19 protein-coding genes are annotated in these 16,768 nt (G+C 71.4%); 7 read left to right on the plus strand and 12 right to left on the minus strand.

The genetic code is table 11. The features are described from left to right. Window positions 1–72: 72 nt before the first annotated feature. The 3 genes from VHU88_09930 to VHU88_09940 all read right to left on the minus strand — a co-directional run bounded on the left by VHU88_09930 (window position 73) and on the right by VHU88_09940 (window position 2,268). Window positions 73–495, minus strand: coding sequence for a hypothetical protein (locus VHU88_09930; GenBank protein HEX3611993.1), 423 nt, complete (start codon window positions 493–495; stop codon window positions 73–75). Between the two features lie 364 nt (window positions 496–859). After that, a complete protein-coding gene (locus tag VHU88_09935; protein ID HEX3611994.1) occupies window positions 860–1,294 on the minus strand; it encodes a hypothetical protein in 435 nt (144 codons plus the stop codon). Window positions 1,295–1,563: 269 nt separating this feature from the next. Beyond that, window positions 1,564–2,268 (minus strand): hypothetical protein, encoded by a 705-nt coding sequence (locus VHU88_09940; protein ID HEX3611995.1) that lies wholly within the window; start codon window positions 2,266–2,268, stop codon window positions 1,564–1,566. Window positions 2,269–2,366: 98 nt separating this feature from the next. On the opposite strand from VHU88_09940, the gene VHU88_09945 reads away from it, so the two are divergent. The 3 genes from VHU88_09945 to VHU88_09955 all read left to right on the plus strand — a co-directional run bounded on the left by VHU88_09945 (window position 2,367) and on the right by VHU88_09955 (window position 4,538). Next, window positions 2,367–3,350: an NAD(P)H-quinone oxidoreductase gene (locus VHU88_09945; protein HEX3611996.1), complete on the plus strand. Its 984-nt coding sequence runs from the start codon at window positions 2,367–2,369 to the stop codon at window positions 3,348–3,350. Between the two features lie 45 nt (window positions 3,351–3,395). Beyond that, window positions 3,396–3,932, plus strand: coding sequence for a bacterial proteasome activator family protein (locus VHU88_09950; protein HEX3611997.1), 537 nt, complete (start codon window positions 3,396–3,398; stop codon window positions 3,930–3,932). Between the two features lie 198 nt (window positions 3,933–4,130). Beyond that, a complete protein-coding gene (locus VHU88_09955) occupies window positions 4,131–4,538 on the plus strand; it encodes a nuclear transport factor 2 family protein (GenBank protein ID HEX3611998.1) in 408 nt (135 codons plus the stop codon). A 99-nt stretch (window positions 4,539–4,637) separates the two neighbouring features. On the opposite strand, the gene VHU88_09960 is transcribed toward VHU88_09955, so the two are convergent. The 3 genes from VHU88_09960 to VHU88_09970 are packed head-to-tail and all read right to left on the minus strand — an operon-like array spanning window position 4,638 to window position 6,649. Further along, a complete protein-coding gene (locus VHU88_09960; protein ID HEX3611999.1) occupies window positions 4,638–5,459 on the minus strand; it encodes a helix-turn-helix domain-containing protein in 822 nt (273 codons plus the stop codon). 36 nt (window positions 5,460–5,495) lie between these two features. Beyond that, window positions 5,496–6,332 (minus strand): HAD family hydrolase, encoded by an 837-nt coding sequence (locus VHU88_09965; GenBank protein ID HEX3612000.1) that lies wholly within the window; start codon window positions 6,330–6,332, stop codon window positions 5,496–5,498. Beyond that, window positions 6,329–6,649, minus strand: a complete 321-nt coding sequence (locus tag VHU88_09970; protein HEX3612001.1) for a hypothetical protein — start codon at window positions 6,647–6,649, stop codon at window positions 6,329–6,331. The genes VHU88_09965 and VHU88_09970 overlap by 4 nt, the downstream gene beginning before the upstream one ends. Window positions 6,650–6,746: 97 nt before the next feature. Between VHU88_09970 and VHU88_09975 the strand changes: the two genes are divergently transcribed. Beyond that, complete coding sequence (locus VHU88_09975) at window positions 6,747–8,240, plus strand: diacylglycerol kinase family protein (protein HEX3612002.1); 1,494 nt, start codon at window positions 6,747–6,749, stop codon at window positions 8,238–8,240. A gap of 9 nt (window positions 8,241–8,249) precedes the next feature. On the opposite strand, the gene VHU88_09980 is transcribed toward VHU88_09975, so the two are convergent. Next, window positions 8,250–8,774: a DUF4446 family protein gene (locus VHU88_09980; GenBank protein ID HEX3612003.1), complete on the minus strand. Its 525-nt coding sequence runs from the start codon at window positions 8,772–8,774 to the stop codon at window positions 8,250–8,252. Between the two features lie 99 nt (window positions 8,775–8,873). Between VHU88_09980 and VHU88_09985 the strand changes: the two genes are divergently transcribed. Next, window positions 8,874–10,901, plus strand: a complete 2,028-nt coding sequence (locus VHU88_09985; GenBank protein HEX3612004.1) for a hypothetical protein — start codon at window positions 8,874–8,876, stop codon at window positions 10,899–10,901. 240 nt (window positions 10,902–11,141) lie between these two features. On the opposite strand, the gene VHU88_09990 is transcribed toward VHU88_09985, so the two are convergent. From VHU88_09990 to VHU88_10000, 3 genes are all read right to left on the minus strand, one after another. Then, entirely contained in the window at window positions 11,142–11,855 is a 714-nt protein-coding gene (locus VHU88_09990; protein HEX3612005.1) for a glycosyltransferase, read from the minus strand. 28 nt (window positions 11,856–11,883) lie between these two features. After that, window positions 11,884–12,735 (minus strand): DUF5926 family protein, encoded by an 852-nt coding sequence (locus VHU88_09995; GenBank protein HEX3612006.1) that lies wholly within the window; start codon window positions 12,733–12,735, stop codon window positions 11,884–11,886. Between the two features lie 137 nt (window positions 12,736–12,872). After that, complete coding sequence (locus tag VHU88_10000; protein ID HEX3612007.1) at window positions 12,873–13,736, minus strand: glycerophosphodiester phosphodiesterase family protein; 864 nt, start codon at window positions 13,734–13,736, stop codon at window positions 12,873–12,875. Window positions 13,737–13,945: 209 nt separating this feature from the next. Between VHU88_10000 and VHU88_10005 the strand changes: the two genes are divergently transcribed. Further along, a complete protein-coding gene (locus VHU88_10005; protein HEX3612008.1) occupies window positions 13,946–14,371 on the plus strand; it encodes an SSI family serine proteinase inhibitor in 426 nt (141 codons plus the stop codon). Window positions 14,372–14,478: 107 nt separating this feature from the next. Here the strand turns inward: VHU88_10005 and VHU88_10010 are convergent, their stop codons facing one another. Both VHU88_10010 and VHU88_10015 read right to left on the minus strand, forming a co-directional pair. Then, window positions 14,479–15,387 carry a DNA-formamidopyrimidine glycosylase family protein gene (locus VHU88_10010; protein ID HEX3612009.1) on the minus strand — a complete coding sequence of 303 codons (909 nt, stop codon included), beginning with the start codon at window positions 15,385–15,387 and terminating at the stop codon, window positions 14,479–14,481. Window positions 15,388–15,399: 12 nt separating this feature from the next. Continuing rightward, window positions 15,400–16,137, minus strand: coding sequence for a DUF2993 domain-containing protein (locus VHU88_10015; protein HEX3612010.1), 738 nt, complete (start codon window positions 16,135–16,137; stop codon window positions 15,400–15,402). Between the two features lie 256 nt (window positions 16,138–16,393). Here VHU88_10015 and VHU88_10020 point away from each other — a divergent pair, with 256 nt between their 5' ends. After that, window positions 16,394–16,753 carry a DUF427 domain-containing protein gene (locus VHU88_10020; protein HEX3612011.1) on the plus strand — a complete coding sequence of 120 codons (360 nt, stop codon included), beginning with the start codon at window positions 16,394–16,396 and terminating at the stop codon, window positions 16,751–16,753. The last annotated feature ends 15 nt before the right edge of the window (window positions 16,754–16,768 follow it).

The raw sequence follows: 16,768 nt of genomic DNA on the forward strand, positions 1-16,768 counted from the left end.
TCGCGCGGCCCCCTAGACGGCCGCGCGACGCTGTCGGATTCCTGTGTCAGCCCTGCAGGACGCAGGGTCGGGTCACGCCTGCGGGATGAACAGGTCCACCCGAGTCAGCTGGTCCGGTCCCACGAACGTGGAAACGACGCCTTCCCGGTTGAACACCTTGTAGAAAACGTGGTCGTCCCGCTTGAAACGAGCCTGGATGATGGCGTTCTGCGCCGAGGCCGTACGCAGGCCGAAGCCGATGTTGTACTGACCGGGCAGCACACGCGCCCAGTCACTGCACTCGTCGAAGGAACCAGCCAGGTCGTCCTCACGGATCGACGGACCGTCGGCGTACACGTTGAACATGTAGCCGCTGTGGTTGCAGATCTGAATGCTGCCGAGAGCCGGTCCACGCTCGTGACGCGCGTGAGCGCTGGCGGCACCGGCGGGCATCAGAACAGAGGCGGTGGCGACGGCCGAGACGACGACCGCACCAACGCGGGACATCTTGCGCATTGGGATGCTCACTCCTTTTCTGGACTGCTCGGCCTGGACTGGCCGAGGGCGTGCAGAACGGATCGGTCGTCGTCAGCAGTGCAGGAAAATTCCAAGGAACGCTGCGGACCGCAACGCTGCGGACCGTCGTTTCCCCTGCGCTCCGTTTCCGCGGGACCTTGCGGAAAACGGCTCCTGGAACGCCCTATCCCCCTAGATGATCACGCCTCAACGCTATCGGCCGGATGTCCGCTTTGAGCTCTGCTGTCCGCCAAGACTGGTGCGCCCAGATGATCACGAACTTAAAGAGCAGCCCTGCAACTTTTGCATGACCGCCGGAATCGTCTGCTCGGGCCCAAGATCGTCGTGGCCGGCCGGTGAACTCTCAACCCTGGGGGATGAACAGGTCGACGCGGGTCGCCGAGCCCGGTCCGACATTCCCGGCGACGACGCCCTCGCGGTTGAACAGCTTGTAGAAGGTCTGGCCCCCGCGCTGGAACCGCGCCTGGATGATGACGTCCTGGACCGAGGCGCTCCGCAGCCCGAAGCCGATGTCGTAATGGCCGGAGCGCACCGGGCTCCAGTGCGTGCACTCGTCGAAACTGCCTGCCAGGTCGTCCTTCCGCGCCGTGGGACCGTCGGCGTAGACGTTGAACAGGTATCCGCTGTGGTTGCAGACCTCGATGAGGCCGCCCGGGTCGACGGCGGTTTTCGCCGGGTCCCAATTGTGGTGGCCGGCGGCCGCGTGGGCCGGGACGGAAACGCCACCGGAAACGACCACGGCGAGGAGTACCGCACCAACGCTCCGGATGTTGCGCATTGCGGACTCGCTTTCTGCCGACACCCCGGTACGAAGGTGGGCAATTTAATCCGGCCATGTTTCGTGCTGCGCGTTGTATGTAAAGGAAATTCCAGGTGTACGTCAAGGTGGCTAATCACATGACGTTGGCGCGGAATCGGAGGCAGCGGAATTCCCGGGGTGGCAATGACATTGAGCACGCCCGACACGCTCGGGTCGAAATGGGAGCCGGTGCGGCCTTCGCGGGGTCGATTGCGACTGAATCGACCCCGGGTAAAGGTTGGGTCTCCTCAGATCTCCAGGTCGGTGGGGTCCCGATCGCCGACCAGGCGGACTGAACTGTGGCCGGGTGCGACGTAGTCGCCGTCCGGGGTGTGGACCTGGATACCGGTGAACACGGCCACGTCAGCCGCCGCCCACTCCGGCATCTGGCTCGCGGTGTCCATCAGGTCCTCCAGGATCACCTCGGCCGCGATCCGGGTGAACTCGACGACCCCGGGCACCTCGCCGTACGGGATCGCGCGCAGCAGACGCTGCCGCAGCAAGCTCATCTCGAGGTCGACCGGATCCAGGTCGACGTTCACCCTCCCGCCGGCCAACTCGTTGCGGAAGGCCATGAGCGCGCCGCAGGCCGCGGTCCGCCGCCCCTGCCCCGGCCGGTTCACGAAGCCGATCACGCCGTCGGTGTCTACGCCGACGTGCGGCATCGCGTACACCACGAAGCGTTGCCGGCCGTCGGCACCCGGCGCGTGGGCCATCGCGGCCCGCAGCCCGGTGGCCCCGAACAGCAACATCCCGGCCATGGCGCCCATCGCGAACGCCGGGCCCCAGGTCGCCCGCACGGGTTCGCCCAACGCCCAGGTCAACTCGTCGCGGCAGACGCCGACCATCGCCAGAGTTTTCTCCGAGGCCAAGCCGTACGGGAGGACAGCGGCGTGGGTGCGCTTGACGTAGTCCTCGATCGGGACGGCGTCGGGGAAATACTCGGTGACCATTGCCGAACGGTATCCAGATCAGCCGGATCGCGCCGTGACCTGCGCCGCCCTGCCCATCCGCGGGTTTGGCCGCCGCCCGCCCTGCATAGGCTCGGATCATGCATGCGATCACTTTGCCGACGTTCGGTGGGCCCGAGGCCATGGTTTGGGCGGAGGTGCCGGACCCGGTGCCCGGCCCCGGCGAGGTGCTGCTGGACATTGCCGCCTCGGCAGTCAACCGGGCGGACATCATGCAGCGCCAGGGGTTCTACCCGCCGCCGCCCGGGGCTCCGCCGTACCCCGGCCTGGAGTGCTCCGGGCGCATCCGGGCGCTGGGTTCCGGGGTCACCGGGTGGGCTGTCGGCGACGAGGTCGCGGCGCTGCTGGGCGGCGGCGGTTACGCCGAGCAGGTCGCGGTCCCGGCCGGGCAGTTGCTGCCGCGGCCGCCCTCGATGAGCCTGGTCGAGGCCGGTGGGCTGGCCGAGGTCACCTGCACGGTCTGGTCCAACATCTTCATGATCGCCAACCTGCAGCCGGGCGAGACCCTGCTGGTGCACGGCGGGGCCAGTGGCATCGGCACGACCGCGATCCAGTTGGCCAGCGCACTGGGCGCCCGAGTGGCGGTCACCGCGGGGAGCGCCGCCAAGCTCGAGCGCTGCCGTGAGCTCGGCGCCGACGTGCTGATCAACTATCGCGAGGACGACTTCGTCGCGGCGGTCAAGGCCGCCACCGACGGGCACGGCGCGGACGTGATCCTGGACAACATGGGTGCGGCCTACCTGGACCGCAACGTCGACGCGTTGGCCGTCAACGGGCGCGTGGTGATCATCGGTCTGCAAGGCGGTGTGAAGGGCGAGCTGAACATCGGGAAGCTGCTGTCCAAACGCGGCGCGGTACTGGCCACGTCGTTGCGGGCCCGTGGTGCAGCCGAGAAGGCCTCGATCGTGGCCGCCGTCCGCGAGCACGTGCTGCCGCTGATCGAAGCCGGCAAGGTTCGGATCATCGTCGACCGGACCGTGCCGATCCAGCAGGTCGCCGAAGCCCACCAGGCGATCGAGGACAGCGAGCACGTCGGCAAGATCCTGCTCGAGGTCACCCGCTGAGACCTGCTCCGGAATCTTCGCAAGTCGAAGGGAATTGTTGAGGTCATGATTGCGCCCGAGGAACCCGAGGACCAACGAGTCCTGGTCGTGACGCCCGCCGGGATGGCGGTGGAGGGCCCGCCGGAGGACGGCAGCGACAAGAACTCGATCACGCGCATGGTCGAGCAGCCCGCCAAGGTGATGCGGCTGGGCAGCATGATCAAGCAGTTGCTCGAGGAGGTGCGCAGCGCGCCGCTGGACGAGGCCAGCCGGGCGCGGCTGGCGCAGATCCACCGCAGCACTGTCTCCGAGCTCGAACAGGGGCTGGCACCGGAGCTGGTGCAGGAGTTGGAGCGACTCTCGTTGCCCTTCGGCGACGACCGGGTGCCCAGCGACGGCGAGTTGCGCATCGCGCAGGCTCAGCTCGTCGGTTGGCTCGAGGGGCTGTTCCACGGCATCCAGACCGCGTTGTTCGCCCAGCAGATGGCGGCGCAGGCGCAGTTGGAGCAGATGCGCCGGGCCCTGCCGGGCGGGCCCGGGCCAGGCGGCAAGCCGCCCGGGATGGCGGTTCACGGCGACGGCGGTCAAGGCCAGTACCTCTGACGCTACGTCAGATCCCTTCCTGGTAGGCAGATTACCCGGCAAGTAATCGACCGGAACCCGCTCGAGGACCAGGGTGGTGGTGGCGGGCAACTCGGCCCGCCACCTACCCCGGGAGCCGAACGTGAACGAGCGCAGCGAGAGAACAAATTTCACAGCACCAAACGGTCACGACGCCACCGAGCGCAGCGAGGTGACGTCGTGACCGAACACCCCAACGCCGTCGCCCTGCGCCAGGCCTTCGCCGCGATGGCCGCCGGCGACCTGCCGACCGTGCTGTCGGCCTTCGCCCCCGACGCGGTGATGCACATCCGCGGGACCGGGCCGATCTCCGGCGATCACAAGGGCATCGAGGCCATCACCGACGTCCTCACGCACGGCTTCGAACTGACCGGCGGCACGCAAAAGCTCGACGTGCGCGAGGTGTTCGCCGACGCCGAGCACGGCGTGGTGGTCGTCCACGAGACCGCGACCCGCGCCGCCGACGGCGTCACGCTGGACGTTCTGGAGACCAACCTGTTCCGCTTCGGCCCGGACCGGCGGGTCGTCGAGTTCTGGGACATCCCGACGGACCCGAAGCGCCACGACGACTTCTTCGACGGGGTCTGACCGGCTCTGGGCGCGCCCGGACCGCCACTTCTGCTGCCTGTCGCACCTATCGGCAGCCCCCGATACGTGTGACAGGCCGCAGAAGTGCGAACCGGGGGGCTAAGCCGTGTCGCGCCGGGCGGCCCGGGCCCGCAGGGCCGCCTCGGTCGCGACGTCGGCCGGGAAGAACGTCTCGATCGCCAACTCCGACAACGTGATGTCCCGCGGACTGCCGAAGGTGGCCACCGTGCTGAAGAACGTCATCTCGCAGGTCCCTGGCCCGAAGGCGCGCAGCCGGATCGGCAGCACCAACGCGGCCACCGGCGGCTCGGCCTCGACCAGCCCCGGCGGTACCGGGTAGCTCGACAGCTCCCGGAGGAGTTCCTCGAGCACCGGGTCGGGACCGGCGTCCAACGCGCGCCGCAGCGAGGTCAGCGCGTGCGCGCGGTACTCAGCCAGGTTGACCACCCGCCGCGCCAACCCGTCCGGGTGCAGCGCGGCCCGCATGACGTTCATCGGCGGGGTCAGCAGCTCCGGGGCAAGCCCCTCGGTGAGCACCTCCACGGCCCGATTGGCAGCCACCACTTCGAAGTGACGGTTCATCACCAACGCCGGGAACGGCTCGTGCCCGCGCAGCACCAGCTCCAGCGAGGCCAGCACCGCGGCCATCTCCGGGGCGTCCAACGGCTCCTCGGAGTACGCCGGGGCGAATCCCGCAGCCAACAGCATCCGGTTGCGTTCGCGCAGCGGCACGTCGAGGTGTTCGGCCAGATGCAGGATCAGCTCCCGGCTCGGCCGGGCCCGGCCGGTCTCGACGAAGCTGAGGTGCCGCGTCGAGACGCCCGAGTCGGAAGCCAACTGGAGCTGCGAGAGACGCCGGCGACGGCGCCACTGCTGCAGCAGGGGCCCGGAGCCCGGTGCCGGGCGCGAAGGGTCGGTCACGGCCTCGACGCTACGACCGGGGCTGCAGCGAAACCATTACCTGCCGGGTAACGGATCCGGCTCCGCGTGGACGGCGAGCAGCTCCTCGAGCACCGTCGCCACCCCGTCGGCGTCGTTGCTCGGCGCCCGCCCGGAAATGCGGGCGAGCACATCCGGGTGCGCATTGGCCATCGCGTAGGGGCGGCCGGCCCAGGCGAGCATCGGCAGGTCGTTGGGCATGTCGCCGAACGCGACGACGTCAGCGGCGGCGATGCCGTGCTCGGCACACAGCCGAGCCAGCGCGCTGGCCTTGCTGACCCCGGCCGCCGAGACCTCCAGCAGGCCCGGCCCGATCGGCGTCGAATGGGTGACCTCGACCAGGTCGCCGACGAGTTCCGCCACCTGGACCAGCAGATCGGCCGAGGCCCGGACCGGGTGGCGCACCAGCAGCTTCGCGGCCGCGTGTTCGACCAGTTCGGAGGGGCTGACCGTGCGGACGTCGGCCCGGCGGTGCTCGACCGCGACGGGATAGGCCGCCTCGTGCGCGAACTGGGCGCCGTACTCGATCGCGAACGCCAACCCGGGATCGGCCGCTCGGAGTCGATCCACGGTCGCGGCGAGCACCTCGGGGCTGATCAGGTCGCCGCCGACGACCTGCTCGGTGTGCAGGTCGTAGAGCAACGCGCCGTTGGCGCAGATGACCAGGCCCCGGTGGTCGACCTGGGCCGCCACCGGCCAGATCCAGCGCGGCGGGCGCCCGGTGACGAACACGAGCAGGATCCCGCGCTCCTCGACCGCGGCCAGCGCGGCCCGGGTCCGTGGCGAGATGCTCAGGTCCGACCGCAGCAGGGTCCCGTCCAGGTCGCACGCGACCGCCCGGACACGACCGGTCACCAATGGGGCCCCTGGTGCTCCGGGCGGTGGTGCTGCTGCGCCGAGTACAGGACGGCGACCACCGACAGCACCCAACCGACCAGCGCGACCAGCGCGCCGACAGTCCAGGCGGCCTCCAGGCCGGATCGCAGCTGGAATCCGGCCAGGTCGATCTCCCGGCAGATGGTGAAGTTCTGCGGGTCGTCCGGATGGCACGGAACGGCGTCGGCGCCGCTGTGGAAGGCGACGGCCGCCCCGAGGCCGGCCACCAGGCCGAGCCCGACGCCGACCCCGAGACAGGACGCGAACAGCCGCCTGCCCTCCGGGGTGCCCTTCACCGGTGCCTCCTGCGCTGGGACGGACGCGGCACGGCGCGACCCGGACGCTGCGAGGTTACCCACGATCTTGCGCTCGCCTGCCGATAGCGTCGGTGAAGTGACGCCCGACCTGCTGCGCCTGGCGCGCCGCCTGAGCGTCCCCGGTGTGCTGCTGGCCGTGGTGTTCACCGTCTTGGGTCGGCTCCTGGACACCTGGCCGGGGGCGTACTGGCCGACCGCGCACGGCTCGTGGCGCACGCTCGCGCACTGGACGGAGGACCTGGGGGCGGCCTCGGTCGCAGCCCCCCCGGCGGCGCTGCTCGTCGCGGGCATGCGGGTGGGCTATCACCGCTGGCGCGAGGCCGTGTTCCTGGTGACCTCGATGGTGCTGGTCACGGTGGCGATCACCGTGGCCGACGCGGCCGTGTCCGGCCGGACGTTCCCGGCGACCGCCACCGCGCTGGGCGCGGCCACCTACGGGTCGGTCTCCGTCGTGCTGGGCCGTCGGCTGAGTACGCCGCTGCGCCGCACGTTCGGCCAGGTGCTGCCGTTACTCGGCGCGCTGGCGGTGGCGGCTGGGCAACTCGTGCTGGGCGCGTACACCGCCCCCGCGGTCGGGGTGAGCCTGCTGGGCGGACTGGGTTCGGTCGTGCTGGCCCGCCGGTACGTACTGTTCGGCGGCGGCTTCGAGCAACGCGCCCGGATCGTCGACGTCCCGTTGACCGAACGGCATCGGGCGGCAGTGATCATCAACCCCACCAAGGTCGCCAACCTGGCCGAGGAGAAACGCGCGGTCACCCGCTACCTGCAGGTGGCCGGCTGGGCCGAGCCGATCTGGCTGCCCACCCGGCTGGACGACATCGGAGTCGGCCTGGCCCGGCAGGCCGTCGCCGAGGGCGCGTCGGTGGTCTTCGCCTGCGGCGGCGACGGCACGATCTGCGCGGTCCTGACCGGGCTGGCCGGTACCGGCGTGCCGATGGCGATCCTGCCGGCCGGCACCGGCAACCTGTTGGCCCGCAACCTGAGCCTGCCCCAGGATCGGGACGCCTGCCTGCGGATCGGCCTGCACGGCACCGACCGCAAGCTCGACGTCGGCCGGGTCGACGACACCCACCGGTTCGCGGTGATGGCCGGCATGGGACTGGACGCGGCGATGATCGCCGACGCCCCGGCCCGGCTGAAGGCCAGCGTCGGTTGGCCTGCCTACATGGTCTCCGGGGCTCGGCACATCTTCGACCGGTGGGCCAACATCACCGTCACCGTCGACGACGAAGCGCCGGTCGAACTGCGGGCCCGCGGCGTGGTCATCGGCAACGTGGGGCGACTGCAGGGCGGGATGCTGCTGCTGCCCGGGGCGGTCCCGGACGACGGGATCCTCGACGTGGCCGTGCTGGTGCCGGCCACGTTCCGGCAGTGGACGATGCTCGCGATGCACGTGATCCGCCGCCGCCCGGACGCTCCCGGAGCGCGTATCGAACACTTCCGGGGCCGCAGGATCCGGATCGCCAGCGACCGCACCTGGCCGCGTCAGATCGACGGCGACCTGCTCGAGCCGGGCCGGGAGATGACCGTCGTGGTCGAGCCGAGCGCGCTGGTGGTCCGGACGCCGTAGTGCCTGGCCTCAGGCGGAGGCGCGGACCGAGGGCGCGGCGACCGGGTCGGTCAGGCTGATCCCGCGCGAGGGCCGCATCGCGGCCGCCACCACCTGGATCTCCTCCGGCGCCATGTCGGTCTGGCCGTTCCCACGGCGCACCGGCTTGGCGTACGAGCGGCTGTCCGCCCGATTCACCAGCGTGGTGAGCACGATGCCGTCGCCGTTGTCGTCGAGCAGCGCGACCGACCAGGACAGCCGGCCGCCCATCTCGCCGAAGGCGTCGTACCGGTGCACGGCGACCCGCCGGATCGACTCGTCGATGTTGGCCCGGAAGTCGTCGAAGTCCCGGTGCAACCGGCCGACGTCACCCCGCAGGCGTTCCAACTCCGCCGCCGTCCGCGCGGCAGCAACGATGAACGAGGAGCGCTCGGCTCCCGACTGCAGCAGCGCGCAGTCTCGTCGCAGCCGACGGAAGCGCACATTGGCGCCCCATGCGGCCACGCACCCACCGGCGCCCACAGCCAGCGAGGCCAGGGAGATGGGATCGGTCACGGTTAGCGAGCGTAGGACTGTGTCCGGCCGTCGACCGGTAACCACGACGGCGCGTCGCGCGGCACTACGGTGGCGGACGATTCGAGAGGGGCGGCTGGGGTGCGGACAGTGCGGGCGACGGCTGCGGCGCTGAGCGTGCTGATCGTCGCCCTGGCGATGCTCGCCGGGTGGGCGCCGCGCTCGCCGGACCTCCTGGTCGCGAACTCACTCAGCCTGGTCGGGGTGGGTGGGCTGCGCTGGTCGGACGTGACCGAAGCCGGCACCCCGCAGCTGTGGGTATTGACCCAGCACTCGGTGGTGGGCTCGCTGACCGTGCGCGCAGCGCGGGCGGGAACCTGCCCGATCGACGGCTGGCTGACGTTGAACGCGGGCGGGCGGGCCGCCGCGCCCCGCCTCGACGGCCGGTGCGTCCCGGTCCCGGCTCCGAAGCCCGTACCGGGCAACCTCGACGGCAGGGGCAGCTACCGCATCGCCGACTGGGCCCGGCTGACCGGCGGTGCGCCGCAGGGCGGTTCGTGGGGATCGCTTCAGGGTCCGCTGCACGAGCACCAGTCGCGCGACTGTGCTTTCGGTCCTGGCGGCGCCGTGGCGCTGGCCGAGGCCGACGGTTTCCTGGCGGCGCGCTACCTGGCTGATCCGACGTCGCTTTCGGGCGCCTGCGGACGAATCGTCGTCGACGCCGGGGATCTGCCCGCCGACCCGGCAGCCCGGTCGGTGGCGCTGCGGACGGTCGACGCCATCGTCGGCGAGTTCGCCCAACTCGGCCGTGCCTTCCTCCTCGCGGGCATCTCCGACAGCCCGGGCGCGGGCCCCGAACTGACCGTGCTGTCGGGCCGGTCGCCGACGGTCGATCCGGCGCACCGGCCCTGGCTCGGATCCACCTCGACCCGGCGCCGGGGCCTGGCCCAGCTCACCGATCTGACCGCGAGCCTGGCCGGCGTGCCCACCGGGCCGGCGCTGCCCGGTGGTCTGCTGGAGAGCCACCTCGGATCAGCGCGTCAGGGCGACCTGCTGGCCGCGCAGACCGCCGCCCGCACGGTGCGGGAGATGTTCGTGCCGTTCTTCGTTGTGTTCGCGGGCGCGGAGTTGCTGTTGTTCTCGGCCGCGTGGGTGGGGCGACGGCGGGCCGCGGCTCGCCGACTTGGCCTGTGGTTCGGCTCGGTAGCGCCGGCTTCGTTCGTCGTGAACCTGCTGCCTTGGGCGCGCTGGCGGCATCCTGCGGTGGTGGTCTGGGGCGGCACGGCGGTGGGCGCGACCGCGCTTGCGCTGCTCGCCGCGCTCGGGCCGTGGCGGCGGCGACCGTACGGGCCGGCCGCGTTCATCAGCGCGGTCACCGCGGTCGGACTGGCGGCCGACGTGGCGACCGGCGCGGGCGATCAGACCGACGCGTTGTTCGGACTGTCGCCGTTGATCGCCGGCCGGTTCTACGGCTTCGGCAACATCACGTTCGGGGTGTACGCGAGCTGCGTCCTGGTGGCAGCGGCCGCGATGGGCCGGGCAGTCGCGGCGCGGCACGGCGGTCGGGCGGCCGGCGTGGCGGTCGGGTTCGTGGGGACCGTCGCGGCACTGATCGACGGGTGGCCCGGGCTGGGCACCGACTTCGGCGGCTTCCTGTCGCTGCTGCCGGGCGCCGCGGCGCTGGCCCTCGGCATCGCCGGGATCCGGCTGCGGGCCCGGGTCGTGCTGCTGGTGGCCGGGGTGGTCGGCACGCTGATCACCGGGTTGGCGCTGCTGGACTGGCGGCGCCCCGCGGGGCGGCGGACACATCTGGGCCGGTTCGTGCAGCAGGTCCTGGACGGCGAGGGGCCGCACGAGATCGGCCGGAAGCTCTCGGCCAACCTCGGGCTGCTGCACAACCCGGGCACGGTGGTGCTGCTGCTGGCGCTGCTCGCCGTGGTCGTGCCGGCGACGGTCGCCCCCGCCGCGCTGCGACTGCACGGCCTGGCCCGCGTGCAGGCCGCCGACGCGGCGGTCCGCAGCCTGGGCGTCGCGCTGCTGGTGACCGGGCTGCTCGGCTTCGCGCTGAACGACTCGGGAGTGATCGTGCCCGCGGTCGTGCTGATCACCGGCGGCCCGCTGTTGATCGCCGTCTGGGCCGCGCTTTGGGCCGGCGCCGACTACGCATGAGGCAGGCCGCGGTCGGCGGCCGGGCCGCGGATCCCCGTGCGCAACAGGGATTCGACGTCGACCCGGTGGCAGTCCGCCGACCAGCGGCCTGGACCCGCGCACGGGTCGTGCTTGGTTCGGACGCGCCCCTGGTCCGGCGCGGCGCGCGTTGGGGGGTATGCGACCGCCGTTCGGGCGCGATCACCCGCTCCGCCTCGCGTATGAGAGTGCCCATTACGCGTATGAGAGTGCCCATTCCAATCATCGATGATCGGAAACGGGGCGGATGCGGCGAGCCAGGGCGGCGGCTACGTCGGCGTATTGGGTGGCCCGGTGCCTGACGCCGGACCAGTCGGCGCCCGTGACCCGATGTTCCAGTTCGCAGCGGATCTCGCAGACCGAGAGCCCGGCCCGCAGGACGTCGATCGTCATCCCGGTCTCGACGCCGAAGCCGTGGGCCAACGGCAACGCGGCCTCGAAAGCCCGCCGGGTCAGGCAACGCTGCCCGCACAGCGGTTGGTGCACCACGGCCCCGGTAGCACGGTGGATGCCGCGGGCGGCCAGCCGCACGACCCGGCCGCGGCCGCCGCCGACGTCGCGCCCGGCGGGCAGGTTCGCGATCGTCATGTCGAAAGCGCCGATGCGCACCGGCGGCACCAGGTCCGCGGCAGCGGCCGCGCTCCTGCCCAGATCGGCGTCCAGCAACAGCAACAAGCGCGGCGCCGGGTGGTCGGCGGAGTCGCGGCGGGCCACCTCGGCCGCGCCGGTCTCCAGCGCGGCAGCCTTGCCCCGGTTGCGTTCGTGGCGCAGCACCAAGGCGCCCGCGCCACGCGCGACCGCGGTGGTGGCGTCCGTCGAGCCGTCGTCGACAACCACGAGCAGGTCGACCCCGGCTATCCCGGCAGCCGCGTCGATCGTCGCCGCGATCCGCTCGGCCTCGTCACGAGCCGGGATCACAACCGCGACGTCGCCCACCGGCAGTTCCTCGGGGTGGGGTCGGCACTCAGCGGATCGTGAGCTGCCGCGAGGCCAAGCCTTCCTTGGCCCGGCGCTGCACGGCGGTCAGCGGGGAGTCGTCGGCCAGCGCTTCGGCCAGCCGCTGCGACAGCCCCTTCGCGCCCTCCTCGAAGTCGACGGCCTTCCGGTCGACCGGGACTTCCCACACCGGGGCCAGCAGACCCTGGCAGCGGAACGCGCCCACGTACTTGGTGTCCTCACCGACGCTGTCGGCGCGGGCGGCGTGCAATCGGGCGAATGCGTTGAGCAGCGCGTACTCATCCTGCGGCATGACCCAGCGCAGCCAGGCCCGGTCGCGCTCGTGGCTCCAGTAGGCGGCCTCGACCGATGACAGGCGCGCCGTCGGCGGCGCCGCGGCATTGGCCTGCTCCAGCGACTGTTGGATCTCCGTGGTCATCTCGTCGGGGTTCTCGACCCAGAACGTGAAGCCGTCCTGGACGACGATCTCCAGCGGCGCGTCCGGGTCCAGCAGTTCCTGGATCTGCGGTGTGTCCGGCTGGATCTCCACCGAGACCGGGGTCGAGCCGGGGTCGATCGGCAGCGCGGCCAGCAGCGCGGCGGCGATCTGCCGGTTGGCGTCGCCGGCCGGGAACTGGGTCTGCATCGCGACCAGCACGCTGCCCTGGGATCGGGTCAGGCACGGCAGCGCCAGCGGCAGCACGGTGCACAAGGTGACGTCGCGTTCGGCGTGCTCACCGACCAGCGGCAGCTTCATCGTCGCCGCGGGGACGATCTCGCGCATCGCGACGAGGTCGCACTCCGCCGCCATGCCCTCGAAGGGCCGCTGGACGAAGCTCTGCCGCTCGGCGTCGCGTCGAGCCCGGGTGGCCTTGCTCATCGGCGTGCCTCGTTCCTCGGCACGCCGATGAGGCACGGTCGCGCTGTGTTCATTGATGAGCTCGCAAGCTCGCTCATGTGGGTGCTCCCTGAACCGATCACGTGCGGAGCGCCCACCCTATGGGATCCGCCGCAGGCTCAAGCCGATCCTGCGGTGCGCCCCTCGAGCACGTGCCGCCGGATGCCCAGCGGCCGGTCGGTGATCAACGCGTCGACCCCGGCGGCCTGACAGAGGTCGGCATCGGCCTCGGAGTTCACCGTCCAGACGTAGACCGCGTTGCCCTGCGCGTGCGCGCGGGCCACGTAGTCCGGGTCGCGCCGGACGATCCCGACGTCGATGCCCGCCGCCCGCACACCTTCGGGCAGATGGCCGTCGCGCAGGTGCGGCGGGATCCGGCCCAGCAGCAGCACCAGGTCCAACTCCGGGGTCAGCCGCCGCATGCGGCGCAGCGAGACCGCGGCGAAGCTCATCACCCGGATCGCCGGGCGGGCGCCGATCTGGGCGCCGGCCGCCGAGGCCGGCATCGAGCGCGGCACACCGAGCAGCCCGAACTCGTCGAGCAGTTCGACCAGGCGCTCCTCGACAAGCGCGCGGTGGCGGGTCGGGTGCTTGGTCTCGATCGAGAGCCCGACCGGCCGCGCCGCCGAGGTCGTCAGCTCCAGGAGCTGACGCAACGTCAGGATCGCGCTGTCGGCGCGTTCCGGGCCGGACGGGGTCGACGCACCCGCCGGTGCCCGGTACTTGTCGAGCATCCGCCACGGCCGGCGGGAACCGAACTGGAGTTGCCCGAGATCGGCCAAGGGAAGGGTGGACACGACGCCGCGGCCGTCGGAGACGAAGTCGACCCGGCGGTCGTGCAGGCACACCAGGTGGCCGTCGGCGGTCAGCCGGACGTCGCACTCCAACGCATCGGCGCCGTCCAGGATCGCCTTTCGGTACGCGCTGAGCGTGTGCTCGGCGGCGCCCTCCCGCGAACCGCGGTGCGCCACGATCTCGATCACCACCCCATGTTGACACCCCGCAAGCTTTCGCAGGAGGCGATCGGCTACGTCGATCAGTGTTGTACGACAACTTTTCGACCATCGGACATCCGCGACTTCCCGGACGATCACCACCAATCGGAACGGTATTCGCCACCCGTTCGGCGTAATCCGGGCGCCGATGTCCGGTTCGCGGGAACCCGGAGATGATCCGTCCCGTCGTAACCGTCGTGCGTATTCGACGAATCACTGCCGTGGCGGCCCTCATCGTGGGCGCCGCGACCGTTGTGGTTCCGGCCGTCCCGGCCGACGCCGCACAGGCGCGACCGACCGACCTCACCGTGGTCTACCGGTCCGCGCCGGATGCTCCCGCCCAGTTCATGCACCTGCAGTGCAACCCTTCCGGCGGCGACCAACCACGGGCCGCGGAGGCCTGCTCGGCACTGGCTTCCGCTCAGGCCGGCGGCCGCAACCCGTTCCAGGCGCCCAGCGCCGATCGCGTCTGCGCGGTCGAGTACGACGGACCGCAGACGGCGCGGGTGGTGGGCCGCTGGGGTGGTGAGCCGGTGGACTCGAGCTTCAGCCGCACGAACGAGTGCGAGAACGCCCGCTGGAAGATGATCGAGCCGGTGCTGGAGCCGGCTCGGACCAGCTGAGGCAGGCCACGAACTCCGACGCCCGGCCCGGCAAACATGGGGGGCCACCGGGGCCGGGCGTCGGGTGGGCTTGATTCTGACGGACCGTCAGGACCGCTGACGGCCCGTCACTTCAACAGGCGGGACAGCCGACGGTCGGCCAACGGCTTGCCGCCGGTCTGGCAGGTCGGGCAGTACTGGAACGCGGAGTCGGCGAACGAGACCTCCCGCACCACGTCGCCGCAGACCGGGCACGGTTGGCCGGCGCGGCCGTGCACTCGCAGGCCGGCCTTCTTCTCCCCCTTGAGCTCGCTGGTCGCCAGGCCCTGCGCCCGCCCGATGGCGTCGGCCAGCATGGTCCGGATGACGCTGTGCAGCTGCGCCACCCCGGCCGCATCGAGGCTTGCCGCCGGCTTGAACGGCGACAGCTTCGCGGCGTGCAGGATCTCGTCGGAGTAGGCGTTCCCGATCCCCGCGATCAGCGTCTGGTCGCGCAGCACACCCTTGATCTGCGCCCGCCCCGCAGCGGTCAGGATCTCGGCCAGCACCTCGACGCTGAACCCGTCGGCCAACGGATCCGGGCCGAGCCGGGCCACGCCGGGCACCTGCGCCGGGTCGCGGACGCAGTGGACCGCGAGGCCCTTCTTGGTGCCGGCCTCGGTCAGGTCGAAACCGCACGCCGCGTTGGGCGGGTCGGAGTCCACCGCGCCCAGCCGGACCCGCAACGCCAGCGGACCCTTGCCGGGCCGGGTCGGGCCGGCGGGCAGGTTCTCCCGCCACTGCAGCCAGCCCGCCCGCGCCAGGTGGACCACCAGGTGCAACGGCGCGTCGGCCGCAGTGCTGCCCCCGACGCCCAGGTCGAGGAACTTGCCGTGGCGGGCGACCCCGGACACGAACAGGCCACTGAGCGCCGAGACCGGCGGGTCGAACGTCTTGAGCGCACTGATCGCGGCGACGTCGACACCGATCACGGCCCGGCCGACGGCGCGTTCGGTCAGCAGGCGCCGCAGCGCCTCGACCTCCGGCAGTTCAGGCATGCAGCCAGGATGTCAGCCGCCGGCACAACCTGCGGCGGCCAGCGAAACGTCGTGGCCGGCGAAGGTGAAGGCCAACCCGTCCGGCCGCGGGTCCAGGCTCACCGCGAGGCCGTCGGGGATCTGCCGCAGCTGGATGCGCATGGGCGGGAGCCCACTCAGGTCGGTGCTGGACGACCCGAAGCCGGTGGTGGTCGAGGCCGAGACCGGCGAGACGACCAACGTGCTGCCCTCGATGCGCGGTGCCGCGGCGGCGGTGAAGCCGAACGGGCCCAACCCCCCGCTGACCGTGACCTGCCCGGGCTCGCCGGCGGCGATCCGCAGGGGGGCGACCGCCGCGCTCAGGTCGTCGTAGCTGAGGAGGCCGTCGCCGGAGACCGACGAGACCGCCACTCCCCCGGACTTGCGCCGCACCCCGGTGAGCACTGCGTCGACGTGCGTGATCCGCACCTTGCAGGCGGTTGCGCCCACCACGTCCACCCGGAGGCGCGAGAGCCGGCCGGAGAGCAACTGGGTGAGGAACGGCGTCCCATCCAGGTGCACGCTGGGCCGGGCGGCGGTGTGCAACTGGTCCTGCATGCGATCGGCGGTCAGCCGCTGCACGACCTGACGCGACGTCACATCCGCCACCGGTAGGCCGATCAGCACCAGGGCGGCGCCGCTGACGAGCAACGTCCGCCGACGCGGTCGGCGTGGGCGCCAGCGTTTGCGCGCCGCCGGGGCCAGGCCCGGCGCGGTCGTGGGTTCGGCCATGGCCGAAGAGTACGACTTCGTACACCTTGAGCAAAAGCCCGTCCCCGAGGCACCCGCAAAACGTGAACGGCGTGTCATCAGCGCAGAGCGACATTCAGTGACGTACGGTTACCTTTCTCTTACCACCGCCGCCTGAGCCACCGTTTCCGAACCTGCGGGAACGGGCCGGTGACCTGTTCACCGGATCGGCACAGGGCGGTAACCAACCCCGAATATGTTGGCTCCGGCTGGATCTTGTGAACGTGGAAGGTGGGCCATGACGACGATCGAGTACGTCGCGCCCAGCCGGATCGCGGATCGTGGCAACCCCCGACCCGTGGTCCAGGCGGTATGGGCAGGCCAGGTGCTCGCGGCCTCGTGCCGCACCCTGCAGGTCAACGGGATCGTGTACTTCCCGCCGGAGGACGTCCGGCAGGAGTTCCTCACCGAGTCGACGACGAGCCGGGTCAGCCTGTCCTACGGGCAGGCCTGCCACCTGGATGTCACCGTCGGCGGACGCACCGAAGCGGCCGCCGCCTGGTACTGGCCGCCGCCTTCGCCGCTGGCCCGGCACCTGCCCGGCCACATCGCCTTCGGCGGTGCCGAGATCGTTCGCGAGGCAGCAACGCTCGACTGAGACCAAAAGGTGAAT

Source organism: Sporichthyaceae bacterium (assembly GCA_036269075.1).
Taxonomy (GTDB): Bacteria; Actinomycetota; Actinomycetes; order Sporichthyales; family Sporichthyaceae; genus DASQPJ01.

Coding starts and splice junctions, on each gene's coding strand:
- VHU88_09930 (HEX3611993.1), bottom strand. CDS start 495: ATGCGCAAGATGTCCCGCGTTGGTGCGGTCGTCGTCTCGGCCGTCGCC.
- VHU88_09935 (HEX3611994.1), bottom strand. CDS start 1,294: ATGCGCAACATCCGGAGCGTTGGTGCGGTACTCCTCGCCGTGGTCGTT.
- VHU88_09940 (HEX3611995.1), bottom strand. CDS start 2,268: ATGGTCACCGAGTATTTCCCCGACGCCGTCCCGATCGAGGACTACGTC.
- VHU88_09945 (HEX3611996.1), top strand. CDS start 2,367: ATGCATGCGATCACTTTGCCGACGTTCGGTGGGCCCGAGGCCATGGTT.
- VHU88_09950 (HEX3611997.1), top strand. CDS start 3,396: ATGATTGCGCCCGAGGAACCCGAGGACCAACGAGTCCTGGTCGTGACG.
- VHU88_09995 (HEX3612006.1), bottom strand. CDS start 12,735: ATGAGCAAGGCCACCCGGGCTCGACGCGACGCCGAGCGGCAGAGCTTC.
- VHU88_10010 (HEX3612009.1), bottom strand. CDS start 15,387: ATGCCTGAACTGCCGGAGGTCGAGGCGCTGCGGCGCCTGCTGACCGAA.
- VHU88_10015 (HEX3612010.1), bottom strand. CDS start 16,137: ATGGCCGAACCCACGACCGCGCCGGGCCTGGCCCCGGCGGCGCGCAAA.
- VHU88_10020 (HEX3612011.1), top strand. CDS start 16,394: ATGACGACGATCGAGTACGTCGCGCCCAGCCGGATCGCGGATCGTGGC.